This is a genomic window from Microbulbifer sp. YPW1, from assembly GCF_013367775.1.
Taxonomy (GTDB): Bacteria; Pseudomonadota; Gammaproteobacteria; order Pseudomonadales; family Cellvibrionaceae; genus Microbulbifer.
The window spans coordinates 3,383,938-3,399,632 of record NZ_CP055157.1 but is presented as its reverse complement, the minus strand read 5'-3'; the positions used below and the strand labels follow the sequence as shown (position 1 = coordinate 3,399,632).

General features: G+C 57.0%; 10 protein-coding genes. 5 read left to right on the top strand and 5 right to left on the bottom strand.

Features of this window, described 5'->3' with window-relative positions:
- The first annotated feature begins 255 nt into the window (after positions 1-255).
- Positions 256-1,431 (top strand): efflux RND transporter periplasmic adaptor subunit, encoded by a 1,176-nt coding sequence (locus tag HUW35_RS13770; RefSeq protein ID WP_181252844.1) that lies wholly within the window; start codon positions 256-258, stop codon positions 1,429-1,431.
- 12 nt (positions 1,432-1,443) lie between these two features.
- A complete protein-coding gene (locus HUW35_RS13765) occupies positions 1,444-4,596 on the top strand; it encodes an efflux RND transporter permease subunit (RefSeq protein ID WP_181252843.1) in 3,153 nt (1,050 codons plus the stop codon).
- 445 nt (positions 4,597-5,041) lie between these two features.
- Here HUW35_RS13765 and HUW35_RS13760 read toward each other — a convergent pair whose 3' ends face one another.
- Complete coding sequence (locus HUW35_RS13760; protein WP_181252842.1) at positions 5,042-5,890, bottom strand: SIS domain-containing protein; 849 nt, start codon at positions 5,888-5,890, stop codon at positions 5,042-5,044.
- Between the two features lie 229 nt (positions 5,891-6,119).
- Between HUW35_RS13760 and HUW35_RS13755 the strand changes: the two genes are divergently transcribed.
- The 3 genes from HUW35_RS13755 (at position 6,120) to murQ (ending at position 9,668) form a co-directional block, all read left to right on the top strand.
- Positions 6,120-7,709: a sodium:solute symporter gene (locus tag HUW35_RS13755; protein WP_181252841.1), complete on the top strand. Its 1,590-nt coding sequence runs from the start codon at positions 6,120-6,122 to the stop codon at positions 7,707-7,709.
- Positions 7,710-7,725: 16 nt separating this feature from the next.
- Entirely contained in the window at positions 7,726-8,613 is an 888-nt protein-coding gene (locus HUW35_RS13750) for a BadF/BadG/BcrA/BcrD ATPase family protein (protein WP_181252840.1), read from the top strand.
- Positions 8,614-8,693: 80 nt separating this feature from the next.
- Positions 8,694-9,668, top strand: coding sequence for an N-acetylmuramic acid 6-phosphate etherase (gene murQ / locus HUW35_RS13745; RefSeq protein WP_181252839.1), 975 nt, complete (start codon positions 8,694-8,696; stop codon positions 9,666-9,668).
- 71 nt (positions 9,669-9,739) lie between these two features.
- Here the strand turns inward: murQ and HUW35_RS13740 are convergent, their stop codons facing one another.
- The 4 genes from HUW35_RS13740 to HUW35_RS13725 form a co-directional block, all read right to left on the bottom strand.
- The gene (locus HUW35_RS13740; protein ID WP_181252838.1) at positions 9,740-11,608 is read right to left on the bottom strand and encodes a C39 family peptidase; all 1,869 of its coding nucleotides are present in this window, start codon (positions 11,606-11,608) and stop codon (positions 9,740-9,742) included.
- Positions 11,609-11,801: 193 nt separating this feature from the next.
- Positions 11,802-13,085, bottom strand: coding sequence for a glycolate oxidase subunit GlcF (glcF, locus tag HUW35_RS13735; RefSeq protein ID WP_181252837.1), 1,284 nt, complete (start codon positions 13,083-13,085; stop codon positions 11,802-11,804).
- A 3-nt stretch (positions 13,086-13,088) separates the two neighbouring features.
- Positions 13,089-14,216, bottom strand: coding sequence for an FAD-binding protein (locus HUW35_RS13730; protein ID WP_181252836.1), 1,128 nt, complete (start codon positions 14,214-14,216; stop codon positions 13,089-13,091).
- Positions 14,209-15,651 carry an FAD-linked oxidase C-terminal domain-containing protein gene (locus tag HUW35_RS13725; protein WP_255463308.1) on the bottom strand — a complete coding sequence of 481 codons (1,443 nt, stop codon included), beginning with the start codon at positions 15,649-15,651 and terminating at the stop codon, positions 14,209-14,211. Before HUW35_RS13725 ends, HUW35_RS13730 begins: the two co-directional genes overlap by 8 nt.
- Positions 15,652-15,695 lie beyond the last annotated feature (44 nt).

Below are 15,695 nucleotides of genomic sequence, written 5' to 3'. Positions count from 1 at the left end.
TTGTAGCACGCCGAGGACTCCCGTCCGCCATCAACCCGTTTGACGCGAGTATTCGCCCCAGAAAAATTTTACTCCTCCGGTGCATCCAATCGCGCACCTCGCGTGGTCAATAAAATCGTTACACAGACCATTTACCGCGGATCCAGCTCCTCTCGACTATGGGCCGTGGCAAGACTTCGCAATTCCGTGGTTTTATCACCCACACACACCAACGGGACTGTTGGCGATTAATTCGAACCAGGCAGGATGAGAGCAATGAAGAAACGAATCATGAAGGCTGCCGCGCCAGTGATCGTACTAACACTGGGGTTTGGCGCTGTACAACTTATGTCTGCCTCCAAGCCGGCGCCAGAGAAAAAAGTAGAAGAGCAACGGCCAGTTTCACTGGTCTATACGGAGGCCAGACAGGAGGCCGTGCATCTCGCGGTGACCACACAGGGTGAAGTCCGCGCGCACACAGAAATTGAACTGACGCCGGAAGTTTCCGGACGCATTATTTCTGTAGCCAGCAGCTTTGCGGAAGGCGCGGGGTTCGAATCCGGCGAAACCCTGATCCAGCTGGATGACTCCGATTACCGCCTCGCTTTCGCGCGCGCCGAGGCCGGGGTGGCGCAGGCGGAGGTCCTCCTCCTTCAGGCCCAGGCCGCGGCCCAAATCAAACGCCAGCAATGGCTCGAGCTAAACCCGAACAAACAGCCTTCCCCTCTGCAGGTCAACAAACCGCAGGTACTGGAAGCGGAAGCGAACCTCCGTTCCGCCAAAGCCGAGCTCGCCAACGCCAAACTGAATCTCGCGCGCACCAAAATCCGGTTGCCGTTTCGCGGGCGGGTTGCAAGCCGTGATATCGGTATCGGCCAGTATGTGACACCAAGTACCGTACTCGGCCGGGTATTCGCTACCGACCGCGTTGAGATACGCCTCCCCCTAACCGACTCCCAGCTGCTGGAATTGAACCTTCCCATGGGCTTTGAAGCCGGTGACAAGAATTCCGGCCCGGCGGTGACGCTATCCGCACAAATTGGCCAGCGGCAACATTCCTGGCAGGGACGAATCGTCCGCACCCAGGCGGCGGTGGATCAGCAGACACGCCTGATCTACGCCGTGGCAGAAGTGGAAGACCCCTACGGCGCGGGCGCCAGTGACGGTGCACCATTAGCAGTAGGCCTGTTTGTCACCGCCGAAGCGGAAAGCGAACAGGAACAGCAGGCTGTGGTCGTTCCCCGATCAGCATTGCGTAGTGCCGACAAGGTCTACGTGGTGGATGAAAATGATGAACTGAATATCCGCACCGTCGATGTGCTGTCCACCTCCCAGAACCGAGTGGTGCTCGCGGGCGGCATTGCCGACGGCGAGCGCGTGGTGACCTCCACGGTTGCCAACGCGGTCGACGGTATGAAAGTACAGCCGATCACCCATCTGGCCAGAAACTAAGGGAGCCCATCAATGAATAGTTTGATTGCATGGTGGGCGCGCAATCCCGTCGCCGCCAACCTTGCCATGATTGGCATTTTTGTAGCGGGCCTGATCGGGTTTATGAGTATGGAGCGGGAAATGGACCCCCAGGTTCGTTTCCCCGGCCTAGAGATCCGTGTCTCCTGGCCCAGCGCGGCGCCACAGGAAGTGGAAGAGCAAATCGTCGCCCGTATCGAAGAAGCCGTCAGCGATATGGACAATATCGAGTGGGTGCGCTCCTCTTCCTCCGAAGGCTCCGGTGAGGTGTACATCCTCGCCGAAAGTAATGTGGATTTCTCTCGCTTTATGAATGACGTGAAAATCCGTGTAGACGGTATCTCGTCGTTCCCTAGGGATATTGAACCCCCGCAGGTCCACCAGTGGGTAAACCGGCAGGAGTTTATCCGGGTCGCCGTGCACGGTGACCTCGGTGAGCGGGAACTGAAGCGGCTGGCAGAACAACTGCGACGCGAGGCAGCTACCCTGCCTGCTGTTTCCGTGGTGAACCTGTTCGGCACACGCATGGAGGAGGTCTCCATCGAGGTCAGCGAAAAGGCCCTGCGCCGCTACGGCATGACCTTTCAGGAAGTGGCCGATGCAATCCGCAAGAGTTCTATCAATCAGTCCGCCGGCACCGTACGTACCGAGGTGGGGACCTATCAGTTAAAGGTGCGCAATCAGGCAGACTCGGAACAGGAGTTCGGCAATATCATCGTGCGCCAGACCGCCGATGGCGGCACCATCCGGGTCGCGGATGTCGCCACCGTGGTGGACGGATTTGAAGACAATGAAATCCTCGCAACCCTGAACGGGGAGCCTGCGGTGCTTTTGCAGGTGATGAGCACCGAGACCATGGACATTCTCACGGCCTCTGAGTCCATCCGCAACTGGATCGCCAAGCGCAATGACACCCTGCCCGCTGGGGCAAAGCTCACTCTGTGGACCGACAACGCCGAGGACTTCAAGGGCCGTCTGGAAACCATCGGCTCCTCGGCTTTCATGGGGCTATTCCTGGTTCTGCTGGTACTGGTATTCAGTCTGCGCCCTAAAGTCGCATTCTGGGTCGCCTTCGGTATCGCCACCGCTTACGCCGGCGCATTTGTGCTGCTGCCCAGCATGGGGGTTTCCCTCAACATGCTGTCCACGTTTGCCTTCCTGCTTGTGCTCGGCATCGTTGTGGATGACGCAATTGTGGTGGGCGAAAGTATTCATACGGAGTCCCATAGCCCGGAACACGGCAACGATGAAAAAGGTCGCTTGGGCGCCGCGGTGCTCGGCACCCAGCTTGTCGCCAAACCGGTGATCTTTGCGGTGGTGACGACCATCTTTGCTTTCCTGCCATGGATTTTTATCAGCGGCTCCACCAGTGAGTTCACCCGCCATATCACCTGGGTGGTGATCCTCGCATTGCTGTTCTCACTGATCGAGTCCCTGTTTATCCTGCCGGCACACCTGCGCAACCTGAAGCCGCGCACCAAGCTCGGCCGATTCGGTCGCATCCAGAAAAATATTGCCGACCGCATTATCTATTTTGCCCAGAACCACTACCGTCGCATTGGCCAGTGGGCGGTTGATCGCCGCTACCTGACGCTGAGTATTTTCATCACCGTCATGATGCTTGGCTTCGGTATGTTCGGCAGCGGTTGGGTGAAGAAAGGCTTTATGCCCGAAATCGAGTCCGACGAAGTGATCGTCAATGTGGTCATGCCAGAGGGTGCACCCTATAGCCGTGCACTGGAAGTACTGGCGCAACTGCAGGATGCCGAAAAACGCCTTGAGCAGGAAGTGAACGAGCGCACCGACGGTAAAGGGGTTCTGATCGAAAACTGGTACACCCGTTCCCGTCGCGACAGCGTTATGGCCATCGTCAAACTGGCGCCACCGGAACTGCGCGATATGTCCGCCAAAGACGCCGCCCTGCGACTGCGTGAATTACTCGGTGATATCCCGGACGCAAAAGAGGTCTCGGTACAGTACTCGTTCAACAATGGCGGCCCCGGTTTCGAGCTCTCCATTCGCCATCCCGACCTGGATGTGCTGCGTACCGCGACCGCTGACCTGGAGGAGCAACTGCGCACATACGAAAGCCTTTACGACGTGCGCAACAACCTGGAGGGCGCTTCCGAAGAAATCCGCATCGAGTTGAAGCCGGGCGCCACCAAATTGGGGCTGACCCTGGCGGATGTGAACCGCCAGGTACGCCAGGCCTACTTTGGTGAAGAAGTTCAGCGCCTGCCACGGGCTGGTCAGGACGTCAAAGTGATGGTGCGTTATCCGCTGGAGTCCCGTCGCTCCATCGAAAGCCTGAAAGACTTTCGCGTGCGCACATCGGACGGACGCGAAGTGCCCCTGCTCGCCGTCGCCGAACTGCACTATGCGCCGGGTATCAAACGTATCCAGCGCTGGAACGGCAACCGCGCGGCGCGCGTGATGGCAGACCTGAAGGATGATGTGCGCGGCGACATCATGAAGGACCTGAATGACAACTTCTTCCCCAACTGGGAAAAGCGCTACCCGGGTATCGTCCGCGGTGCCGTGGGCCAGGCAGAGGGTGAGAAACGGTTTATCCAGGAAGTGCTCGGCCTGTACATCATGGCTTTCTTCGGCATGTACAGCCTGTTGGCCATCGCCTTCCGCAGCTACTCGCAGCCGATCCTGATCCTGATTGCCATTCCGTTCGCGTTCATCGGTGCGATCTTCGGCCACGCTGTTACCGGTATGACCATGGCAATCTTCAGCTACTTCGGTATCGCCGCCGCCGCGGGGGTGGTCGTCAATGACAACCTGGTGCTGATGGACCACTGCAACCGCCTGCGTGAAAAAGGTATGGCACCGCTCAAGGCTGTGGTAGAAGCCGGTGTTGCGCGTTTCCGCCCGATTCTGCTGACCACCATCACCACCATCGTCGGTCTGTTGCCAATGATGCTGGAGCGCAGTATTCAGGCGGCCTTCTTGCAACCCATTGTGGTGGCGCTTGCATTCGGTGTATTTGTCGCCTTCTTTGTGACCCTGTTACTGGTGCCGGCGATGTATGGGATCGGGGTGGATATCAACAGTCTCGCCGCTCGCATCAAAGCCAGTGTGGCGAGCAAGCTGAGTAGCAAGCCCCATTCGGTGCCGCCACTAAACCAGATCAATAACTAGCGATCACCATCGCCAGGAGAAATGACAAGGCCCGGGGAAACTTCCCCGGGCTTTTTTGTTGGTCGTCATTTTTCGAAAACAGCATTCACGACTACTGGCAAATAGCAATCTGGGCGCCAGTTTCCATTTCCACCGCAGTGTAAGACGGGTAAAGAGGGCAGCGGTTTGCACCAGCGCGACTTGCTCGAGGAGAAATCTTCACAGAAGGGAGGAAAAAATGGAGCCCCTATAGAGCTCCCATGCCAATTCAACAAGGAGGAAATCAGAATTGGAAGTACAAGGTGAATGACTCAGGGAAGACAAACCGGAGTTTACTTCGCCTGAATCAGAGTTCGCGGAATGGGCTTGCCACACTAAGCGCAACAATTCCAAAATTGAGCGAACAACAAGAATATATTATTCCTTTCCGAATAATACAACCCCAACCAATTCGTCGCGCTCACATTTACGTGCTGCGGAGCACCTCGACCGCCTGGCGACTGCGCTCAAACAATTCATTTGCCTTAGCGTCTTTTTGCGAAATGAGGATAAACAGCAGGTCAGTGATCATAAATTGCGCCGTGCGAGCGAGAATAGATGAACTACGCGCCTCCGATTCGTTCGCAACGCAGTACAAACTGTGGGTGGCCAATTCAGTAAGCGGGTTACGGGTAAAGCGCGTTAGCGACAAAACATCCGCCCCCTGTGCCGCACCTGCTTGCGCAACGCGAACTACATCCTGGGTAAGACCGGACTCCGAGATCGCAAAAACCAGATCCCCCTTCCCCAGGGTTGCCGCGTTAGCCACTTGTACATGGGTATCGCTCTCGATCAGTACCGACTTGCCCAGCTTCATCAACTTGTAAGCAACGTCCCGTGCCACCAGCGATGACGCCCCTACACCAAATAGCAAAATACGCTTCGCCTTGCGCAGCGCCTGCGCAGACCGGACAAGAGACTCTTCCGAATTCGCCATCACAGTTTCATTCAGCGCGATGTTTTTTCGACTTATAAGCTTGCGGGCAACCGTAGCCAGATCATCGTCCGACGCAATATCACCATGGATCGCCTGGGGCAGCATCGCGGAGCGCGCCACGGATTCGCTCAATGACAGTTTGAAGTCGGAATAGCCCCTGTAGCCCAGCTTCTGGCTGAACTTCACCACGCTCGACTGGGATACGCCAACCTGTTCAGCCAGTGATTTGGACGAGTGCGAACGCACGATTTCCACATTATCCAAAAGAAAATCGGCAATGCGACGTTCGTGGTTTGACATGGAGTCGCGCATTGCGCGGATTTTAGCCAGTGATCCCATAACTACGGTCTATTTCGGTGTCGCCGTGTTTAACGCGACAAATGTAACAATGCCCGAAAACCCGGGCCGTTCATCGGGTACCTCAGTTGCCAATCAGGTTACCACTATCGGTACCACCGATGGAAAATGCTTTGCACCTCATAAGAATAAATGATACCAATTGCATAGAATAACAGGAATAAATAATTATCCCGGGTGCCAATACCAAAGGGAAAATGAGAGTTGAATAATGGAACTGCAGTTTACCGGACTGGACTGGGGGATTTTCGCGCTTTACCTGGCAGTACTGGCCGCATCCGGCTGGTACTTCAGCCAAAGCCGGTCGCAGGATAGCCGCGATTACTTCCTTGCCCGCAATAGCATGCCCATGTGGATGGTAGCCATCTCAACTCTGGCCACCACACAGTCCGCCGCCACTTTCCTCGGCGGGCCAGATCTTGGCTACCGCGGAGATCTTACCTACCTGTTCACCAATGTGGGTGCGGTAATCGCCGCAATCGTCGTCGCCCGTTATCTGATACCGCGCTTTTACGCCAACCGTGTCACCACGGTTTACGAGTTACTGCAGACCCGCTTCGGGGAGCAGGCAAAACATCGCGCCGGTGGAATCTATCTGCTGGGCCGGGTATTTGCCAGTGGTGCACGGCTGTACATGGCGGCCATCGCAGTATCCATGATCCTGTTTAACGATATTGCCGCGCATCACGTGGTAACTGCAGTCATTCTACTCAGTGCAGCAGGCCTGTTACAGACACTCATCGGAGGCGTGCGCTCAGTTATTCAAAGCGATGTGCTGCAATGCGGTGTTTACGTCAGTGCCGCCATCGCGGTGGTGGCGGTGCTGCTCTGGCAGATTCCCGCTGATCTGGGGCAGATCGCAGCGGCACTGGCCTCCCCGTCCGATGGCAGCGCCTCCAAACTGACGCTGATAGATACAGGCTGGGATCTGAGTAATCCTTTTAACCTCTGGGCCACACTCACCGGCTTTGTCCTTCTCAATATCGCGGCATTCGGCCTCGACCAGGATGTTACCCAGCGTATCCTCACCTGCAAGACTCCCCGCGATGGTGCCCGTGCGGTGCTTTACTCTGTCGTCATGGTGGTCCCTGTCATGGCGGTATTCATGGGTATCGGCTTGCTACTGCATATTTTTTACCAGTCCCCCGAATTGATGGCCGGCGCCAGTGTTTCCGAGCCCAGTGGTGGCGACGTCACCGTGTTTATGCACTACGTCTTGCATGAAATGCCCGCCGGTCTGCGCGGTCTGGTCACCATCGGCGTGATCGCCGCGGCGCTGTCCACACTTAACTCCAGCCTGAATTCCATGGCCAGCGTGCTCACGGAAGACCTGTATCGGCACTGGTTGAGTCAGCGCAAGGTGCAAAAACCGGCCGCGCACTTTGTACGCGCAGGGCGTTGGGGTATGGCAATTGTGGCCGGCACCCTCGGTGGCATGGCGATACTGTGTTTTTACTGGCAGCAGATGAGCGACCTGCCTCTGATTACCTTTGCCCTCTCGGTGATGGTGTTCGCTTACTCGGGACTCCTGGGTGTGTTTTTTACCGCGTTGTTTACCGGCCGCGGCAATGCCAGCAGTGTCGGCTGGGCGTTGGCTGTCGGCTTTGTGGTTACCCTGCTTCAGCAACCCTGGATGATCACCCTGCTTACCGGCACTGATGAGCCATTGGTTATTGCATTCCCCTGGCAACTTTGTCTTGGCACGCTGGCCTCCTTTGCTGTGTGCAACCTGGGAAGGCCAGCGCCCGAGCTGGCAGAAGAAAACGCGGCCATCAACAACCAGACCCCGGCTAACGGATAACGCAAGTACGCACACTATGAGCGCATATTTTCTAGGGATAGATGGTGGTGGGACCAAGACATTGGCCCGCCTCGAGGACTCGCAAGGAGAGCGACTCACGCTCAAGTCGGGCGCGAGCTCACTTACCCAGGATCTCGATGGTGCAATCAACAATATCGCGGGTCTGAGCCGACAGGTGCTGGCGCGGGAACGGGTTCGCCCCAATCAGGTTCACCTGGCCTGTGGCGTCGCCGGCGCCGGTAACCCGGCTTCGGCGGAGAAGCTTCGTCAGCGCCTTTGCAGCCTGGGGTTTGCCAGCGTTCAGATTTCCTCGGATGCACAGACCTCACTACTGGGGGCCGGAGCCGGTACCCCGATCGTCATGGTCGCTATCGGCACCGGTTCGGTGGCCATGCGACTTGGGCGCGACGGTAAAATCCATCAATACGGTGGATGGGGACTGGCGGTTGGCGATGAAGGCAGCGGTGCAGCAATTGGCAAAAGCCTGGTGCGCGCGCTGCTGTGGGAATTGGATACTCGCGGAAAAGCCGTAAGCGCTCTATGCCAGCAGGTAATGGCCGAGGTTGGTAAAGATCGTTCGCAAATTCTGCCATGGCTGCAGCGGGCAGGATCCCGTGAATACGCAGCACTTGCCCCGGCGGCATTCAGCCATTTGCCGGAATGTCCGCTGGCGCGGGACATCATCGGAAAAACCGCCGCAGAGGTGGACCGGTTGATTCAGGCTGCCAGTGGTGATGAGAAGTTGCCACTGGCCATTCTTGGCGGTCTGGCGGACAAGCTCAGCCCGCATCTACATCCGGATCATCAAAATCGGCAAATTCCGCCATTGGGAACCGCACTGGACGGCGCCTGCATGCTGGCGCGGCAGAAAGCGCTACAACCCAGCATCGATCCCCTCTGTTGAATTGTGGTCGCCGTCATCCCCGAAAAGCACTCCGATTGCATTGCGCGAGCCAACCCTGGAGCATCAAGGAACAAAAAAGAATGAACACGCAACTGATCAATGAACTGGCCACACTCGCCAGCGAGGCCCGCAACGCGGATACACTGGATATAGACCTTTTGCCCAGCGAGCAGATTCTTGAAAAAATCAACGCCGCAGACAGGGAAGTGCCCGCAGCAGTACATCGGGAAATACCGCAGATAGCGCGGGCCGTCGATGCCATCGCCGAAGCCTTCAAAAGCGGTGCCCGACTCGTATACATGGGAGCAGGCACCAGTGGACGACTGGGTATTCTGGACGCGGTAGAGTGTCCGCCGACTTACGGCGTCAGTGAAGAAATGGTGGTGGCGCTGATCGCCGGCGGTGACGAAGCGGTATATCGCGCCCAGGAAGGTGCGGAAGACAGCTTTACCCTGGGCGGTGAAGATCTCCGCAATATTCAGCTCACAGAAAAAGACGTGGTCGTCGGCATTGCTGCCAGCGGCCGCACTCCTTATGTTATCGGGGGGTTGCGTTACGCGCGCAGCCTGGGCTGTACAACCGTGGCGCTTTCCTGCAATAAATCGGCAGCCATCGCCGCTGAAGCGGACATTGCCATTCTTCCCGAAGTCGGCCCCGAAGTGTTGACCGGCTCCACACGGATGAAAGCGGGTACCGCGCAGAAGCTGGTACTCAATATGCTAACCACCGCGAGCATGATTCGGATCGGCAAAAGTTTCTACAATTTGATGGTGGATGTAAAAGCAACCAATGAAAAACTGGTGAGTCGTACCCGCCGCATCGTGATGGAAGCCACCGGTGTGGAACTGGCGGAGGCAGATCGTGTACTTGAGGATTGTGAACACAATGCCAAGTTGGCCATCATGATGATACTGAGCGGCCTGAACCGTCACGATGCCGAACGCGCCCTGAAAAAATCCGACGGTTTTCTGCGCCGGGCGCTGCGGGAAATAAATGCGGCAGACCAGGAACAAAAGATTGATCACGTGCGGAATACAGAAGAACCCGTGGCCTGAGTTCAATCGGTATGAAAGCCAGCGCTCACTGCGCCGGCTTTCATAGCACTTCGTGCAACTACAGCCTCAGTCTATTCGAATATGTGAATCCACAGGTCATCACCGGTGCCATTGTCGTTGATCGCATACTCAAACGCATCTTTCGGATAGCGCTGCCCCTCCCCGGAGACGCTGGTATCGTAGCTTCCCCATTTCTGCAGGTTCCACTGCCCAAACGGATCATTCACGGTGTAGTACTCACCATCAAAGCCGGTAACCACCATGATGTGGCCAGGCTGGGTAAACCAGCCATGGATAATTGTGGGAACACCCTGCGAAGCGAGCGCACGCAATTCTGCGATGGTGCCATTTTCCTTACCCACATTACGAATCGGGCTGCCCGCTTCCTGCGCCAGGGTATTGAACCCACTTTTCAGCGCCGATACGGTTTGCAGAACACCATCAAAACGCTCGTAGATATAGTCCGGTGACCGACCATTGTCGCCTGGATCGGTAATACCGAAATAATCGGTAATCATCGCCAGTGACGTAACCGAACAGGTGCCGTATGGATCGTAGTAATTGTCCAGCTGACTCCAGTACGGTACAGATGGTTGTTGCGGCGGTGGTGGTGGATTACCGGCTCCATCTAACCGGTCCGTGAGCGTATTGTTGCCCGCACTGCAATTACCGGGTGTGAAGTTTGTCCGCTCCCAGTCGATATTTCCCCAATCATTCCACACAGTCTGCGGCACTGAACCACCGGGAACTCGCCAGATACTGGTATTGGGACCAGCGGCGGACATGAACGCCTCAATCTGCGCTGGCGTGATCTGATCATATTCGGTGGAAACAATATGCCAGATAGGCTTCTGCGCGCCCAGCTGACGATATTCGCAATCCCCGACTTCAATCCAGTACGCCGGGTCCGCCATATAGCTTGCACCCCAGACTTCCACATAGGTTTGCGGCATATGGAAGTCCACGTACTGATCAATTATTCCCACGTCCATACCCTGGTCTGCCGGGTTGCCCCAGGTTGTGGCACCGAGGGCAAAACTACTATCCGCATGCCCCGCGTTCTGAGCATCGGTGCGTGCACTGGTGAAGGCCTGGAACAGGTTGTGCAAAGCCGTGGTGGTATTGTTGAACTCCACTTCCACATCGGAAACAAAACCGACATATCCATACTGTGCCGCGTAGTACAGGGCATCTGCCTGTGTGGTGTAATTGTTCGGATAGTTGTAAGCCCAGGCCCAGGGCTCTATCCCCCTGCTCTTGTATATCCCCGTCGTAACCGAAGAACAGGCGTCCGCAAACAGATTGCAGTTCTGTGTACCGTCGGCGATTTTGATGAAGATACGCTTTACACCCAGCGCAGCCAGTTCGTCTGCCAGTTGCGTATGGGTGCGATTTAAACCCTGTTCATCGATATACCAGAGCCAGGCACCAAACTTATTGGTGAGTAAACCCGGGGGCTGCTGATCCATCGCCTCTTTTACAGACAGATAAAAGTTCGCCGACCAGCGATTCGTAAAGCAGGCAGTACCGCCATTCAGGCTCTGGCAGGTACTGACTTCGGTCTGGGAAAAGTTCCCATAGACATTGTTTTCTGCACCAGAGACCTGTTCAAAACAGTGGTTTCCGTAGGTTGCGGAGCGAACCGAACCTACCGGGCAGCTACCCGTGCCACGCAAATTCTGCGCAAAGCTTCTGGACCAGCGCAGTACCTGAATATTGTTACCCTGTACCGGGTAGGTATAGGTATTGGTGCAGGCACTGCCACCACCGTAGTTGATACAGCCATCGACCATCTGGTTGGTAAACGGGCCGAAAACATCAACCTCGTTGGCGCAGAAATCGAGTTCTGTATCAAAACTGCTTCCATCGGGACACAACGCCGCCACCTGCATGGACCCCAAGGCCAGTACAGGAAGCAACAGTAATTTTCGCAAGGACATGTGATTACCTGTTAAACATTATTGTTAGACGGGGTAATGCACTCTTAAAAATTTCAGAAGAGAAAAACGCATCACAGACTCATCACACCCTCCACCAGAGAATCCGACCAGTTAGCAGCTATCGGTCAGAGCTATAAAGGTACGAGAAAGTCCGAAGGTTTCGGTTATTCATGGAACAAACGTGACGCAATACTCAGGAAGGGGGCAGCTTGTCCGCCAGAATTTCGAGCCAGTGGCGCACCGGAGTTTTGGTTCCCGCCTGCAAATGGAGCTGGCATCCGATATTGGCGGTAATGATGGTTTCAGGACGACTTGCCTGAAGTGAGTGCAGTTTTTCCCTGCGCAAGCGCCGGGACATTGTTGGCTGCAGGATTGAGTAGGTACCGGCGGAACCACAGCACAAATGGCTATCGGCCACTACCGGTAGTTGCAACCCCAGTTTATGCAGAAGGGCCTCAACCCGGCCGGGCAGCGCCTGTCCGTGCTGCAGAGTACAGGGACAGTGGAACACAAGCTGTTGTTCGCGCAGTGTTTCCAAAAAATCGGGCGTGGACTCATTAAACACCGACTCCAGCAGCTCCACAGGGTCGCGCATTAACCCCGCAAGCATCTGCGCCTTTTGTCGGTATTCTTCGTCGTCCGCGAGCACATGGGGATAATCTTTCAGGTGCACACCGCAGCCAGATGCCGTAGAAACAATCGCACGCAATGGTGCGTTTTCCGAACGCTGCCGTTCGTAAACAGACCACCAGGAATCAATATTTGCCCGCGCCAGTGCTCGCGCCTGCGCTTCACCACTGGTATGAAAGCTGGCCGCACCACAGCAGCTGGCTACTGCACTGATACACGCCGGTACGCCACAGTGGTGCAATATTTTTTCCAACGCGGCGTCGGTTTGCGGTCTCAGCGAAGGCTGCACACATCCGCGCACGATTAGTACCGCGCCAGGATCAAGGGCAGGAACCGCGGTGTTTGCGGTCAGTACCGGGCTGGTGATTACATTTGTTTTTTCTTGCCTAGGAAAATAAACGCGCTTGATAGACGCGGGTAACAGTGCCGAAAACTGTCGCCCCATTCCCATTAACCCGGAAAACAGCACCGGGGTTACCAGCAAGTTGCGCAGTCCCCAACGCAGCGTCTTCTGCCAGAGACCGCGAGGGGCGAGACGCTCACTGGTATTGCGGCCGATAGCCACCAGCTTGTGATACTCGACGCCGGAGGGACAGGTAGTTTCACAGCTGAGGCAGGTGACACAACGATCGAGATGGGTGCGCGTGGCCTCGCTGGCGGTGCCCTGTTCCAGCATCTCCTTGATCAGGTAAATCCGCCCGCGCGGACTGTCCAGTTCATTGCCATCCTGTAGATAGGTGGGACAGGTTGCGGTGCAAAACCCACAGTGCACGCAGGCATTCAATACCTGCTCCGCGCGTTGCTTTTCAGATTCTTCCAGAAGCCCTTCGATCAGGTTGACCTGCATTGGTTAGTGCCCCGCTCCATTTGCCACTCGCTCAGGCGCCTCGTCGCTACTGCAAAACCGCGCACGGAACAGCACCGGGTTGAACAGCCCCTTGGGGTCGAGGGCGTCGCGCAATGCGCAATGCCACTCCGGAGCATCCGCCTGCGCGGGAACCAAAGGCCCGCGCATTATCTGAACGAAGCCACCCCGGTCAGCTGCGACACGGGCCAGTGCATGATGATCACCATCCCGTACCCAGACCCGCGCGCCTTCCCACTCGACCAGCGCCTGGCCGGCATTCACCGGCAAATGGGCGTACCGGGGCAAATGCACACAGGCGAGCCGCTCACTGCAGAAAAACGGCAGCTGAAAATTCGTCAACGCTGCCCAGTCGAAGTCTGTGGCGTCACCACCCAATTGCGTAAGCAGTTCCTGCACCGCGATGGTTCGCCCACTGATGCGCAGGTACAGGCGCCCGTCCTGATAACAGGTACCGGTCAGCAACGGGCGTAGACTGCGTGTGCGCTGCCACCACTGGGCCAAATCACCAGGCGCAACCGCGAAGGAGATCGAAGCCGTATGTTCGGCGCGCGGTTGCAGGCGCAAGGTGACATCGAGAATTGCCCCCAGGGTGCCCAGTGCGCCAACTTGCAGGCGCGCCAGATCATAGCCCGCCACATTCTTCATCACCTGCCCGCCAAAGTTGACGATTTCACCACGTCCGTTGATCAGCCTGCATCCCAGCAGGCTGTCGCGCAGTGCCATACCAAATGCGCGGGATGGCCCGTCCCAACCGGAAGCAATGGCGCCACCCAGGGTACTTTGCGGGGAAGGTTGCGGGATTTCCGCGGCGAAGCTCTGGTTATTGTGCGCCAGTAACGCTTCCAGTTCGCTCAGGGGCGTGCCGGCGCGGGCGCGCAGCGTCAGCTCCTCGGGCTGGTAGTCGATGACGCCCCGGTGCATACCAATCGCGAGGGTGGCGTCGCCAGGTAATCCCAATGCGACGCGGCTGCCGTTGCCCCCCACCACCAGATGTGGCCGAGAAGATGCACCAGTCTCAAGCTCCGTGTTTGCGACATAGCATTCGCGCACCTGTGCCGCGAGGCCCTCGGAATAATCCTGATCATTACCTGGGTGTATTACTTCAGCCACGCTCTTGCCTCAACGCGCGATATTCCTGGCACCGGGCCAGGGTGGGAATCTGCTTGTCAGGGTTCAGAAGCTGGAAAGGATCCAATGCGCGTTTGATCGCGCGAAACTGTTCCAGCTCGGCGTCACTGAATTGCACCGCCATCTGGTTGATTTTTTCGATACCCACACCGTGTTCACCGGTGATGGTGCCGCCTACGGCAATGCAGTATTCAAGAATGTCCGCGGCCAGCTTTTCCGTGCGCTCGAGGGCGTCGGACTCGCTGCCATCGAACATGATGATCGGGTGCAGATTGCCATCCCCTGCGTGGAACACATTGGCAACCTGAAGGTCGTACTGTTCGGCAAATCGCGCGGTCGCTTCCAGCACCTCGCCGATACGGTGTCGAGGCACCGTGCCGTCAATACAGTAGTAATCCGGGCTCAGACGGCCAATAGCCGGGAAGGCACTCTTGCGCCCTTTCCACCACCGGGCTCTCTGCAACGCGTCTGCCGCGCACTGCACCTGCACCGCCCCTGATGCACTCAACACCTGCTCTACCACGGCAAGCTCCGCGTCCACCTCCAGGGGATGACCATCCAGGTCAATCAACAGTATCGCTGCCGCTTTCAGGTTATAGCCGGCGTGACAAAATGCTTCGGTGGCGGAGATGGCGAGCTTGTCCATCATTTCCAGTGCCGCGGGAATCACACCAGCCCGCACGATGGCGGATACCGCATCCGCGGCGGCGCGCACACTGTCAAAATCCGCCATCAGGGTACGTGTTTTTTCCGGTACCGATGTCAGCCTTACGGTGACCTCGGTGATAACCCCCAGACCGCCTTCACTACCGTGCACCAGTGCCAGCAAATCGTACCCCGGCTGGCTGAGGCAATCGCCGCCGAGGGTCATTACCTCACCCACGTTGCCGGCGGCTGCGGATACCACGCGCACGGAAAGAACGTTCTGGACCGTGACACCGTACTTCAGGCAATGCACACCGCCAGCATTTTCTGCGACATTACCGCCAATGGAACAGGCGATCTGGGAAGATGGATCCGGCGCATAGTAAAGTCCGTGAGGCGCCGCCACCGTGGAGATTTGTTGATTAATCACACCGGGCTGCACACGTGCCGTCATCGCCTGAGGGTCCAGGTCCAGAATTCGATTCATAGGTGCGGTGACCAGAAGCAAGCCCTGCGAGATGGGTTTGGCCCCTGCGGACAGGCCGGTGCCGGCACCGCGGGAGACCAGCGGTACAGAAAATTCATGGCACAGACGAACCGCCGCCACCACATCCTGCTCGCTGTGTGCGAGGGCGACCGCCAGTGGCTCCTGACAGTAGACCGGAAGCGCGTCGCATTCAAAGGGCGACGTATTTTCGCGCCCATACAGCAAGCGTTCGCCGGGAAACACCCTGCGGAGTGCAGCGAGAAATGCCTGCGTACTGGAATCCATACCCCGGGTCACACGATTCATCCCAACCAAAGAGTCAACCAAAG

Excerpts from the sequence above, each read along its gene's own strand:
- HUW35_RS13770 (WP_181252844.1), top strand. The coding sequence starts at position 256 with ATGAAGAAACGAATCATGAAGGCTGCCGCGCCAGTGATCGTACTAACA.
- HUW35_RS13765 (WP_181252843.1), top strand. The coding sequence starts at position 1,444 with ATGAATAGTTTGATTGCATGGTGGGCGCGCAATCCCGTCGCCGCCAAC.
- HUW35_RS13760 (WP_181252842.1), bottom strand. The coding sequence starts at position 5,890 with ATGGGATCACTGGCTAAAATCCGCGCAATGCGCGACTCCATGTCAAAC.
- HUW35_RS13755 (WP_181252841.1), top strand. The coding sequence starts at position 6,120 with ATGGAACTGCAGTTTACCGGACTGGACTGGGGGATTTTCGCGCTTTAC.
- HUW35_RS13750 (WP_181252840.1), top strand. The coding sequence starts at position 7,726 with ATGAGCGCATATTTTCTAGGGATAGATGGTGGTGGGACCAAGACATTG.
- murQ (WP_181252839.1), top strand. The coding sequence starts at position 8,694 with ATGAACACGCAACTGATCAATGAACTGGCCACACTCGCCAGCGAGGCC.
- HUW35_RS13740 (WP_181252838.1), bottom strand. The coding sequence starts at position 11,608 with ATGTCCTTGCGAAAATTACTGTTGCTTCCTGTACTGGCCTTGGGGTCC.
- glcF (WP_181252837.1), bottom strand. The coding sequence starts at position 13,085 with ATGCAGGTCAACCTGATCGAAGGGCTTCTGGAAGAATCTGAAAAGCAA.
- HUW35_RS13725 (WP_255463308.1), bottom strand. The coding sequence starts at position 15,651 with ATGGATTCCAGTACGCAGGCATTTCTCGCTGCACTCCGCAGGGTGTTT.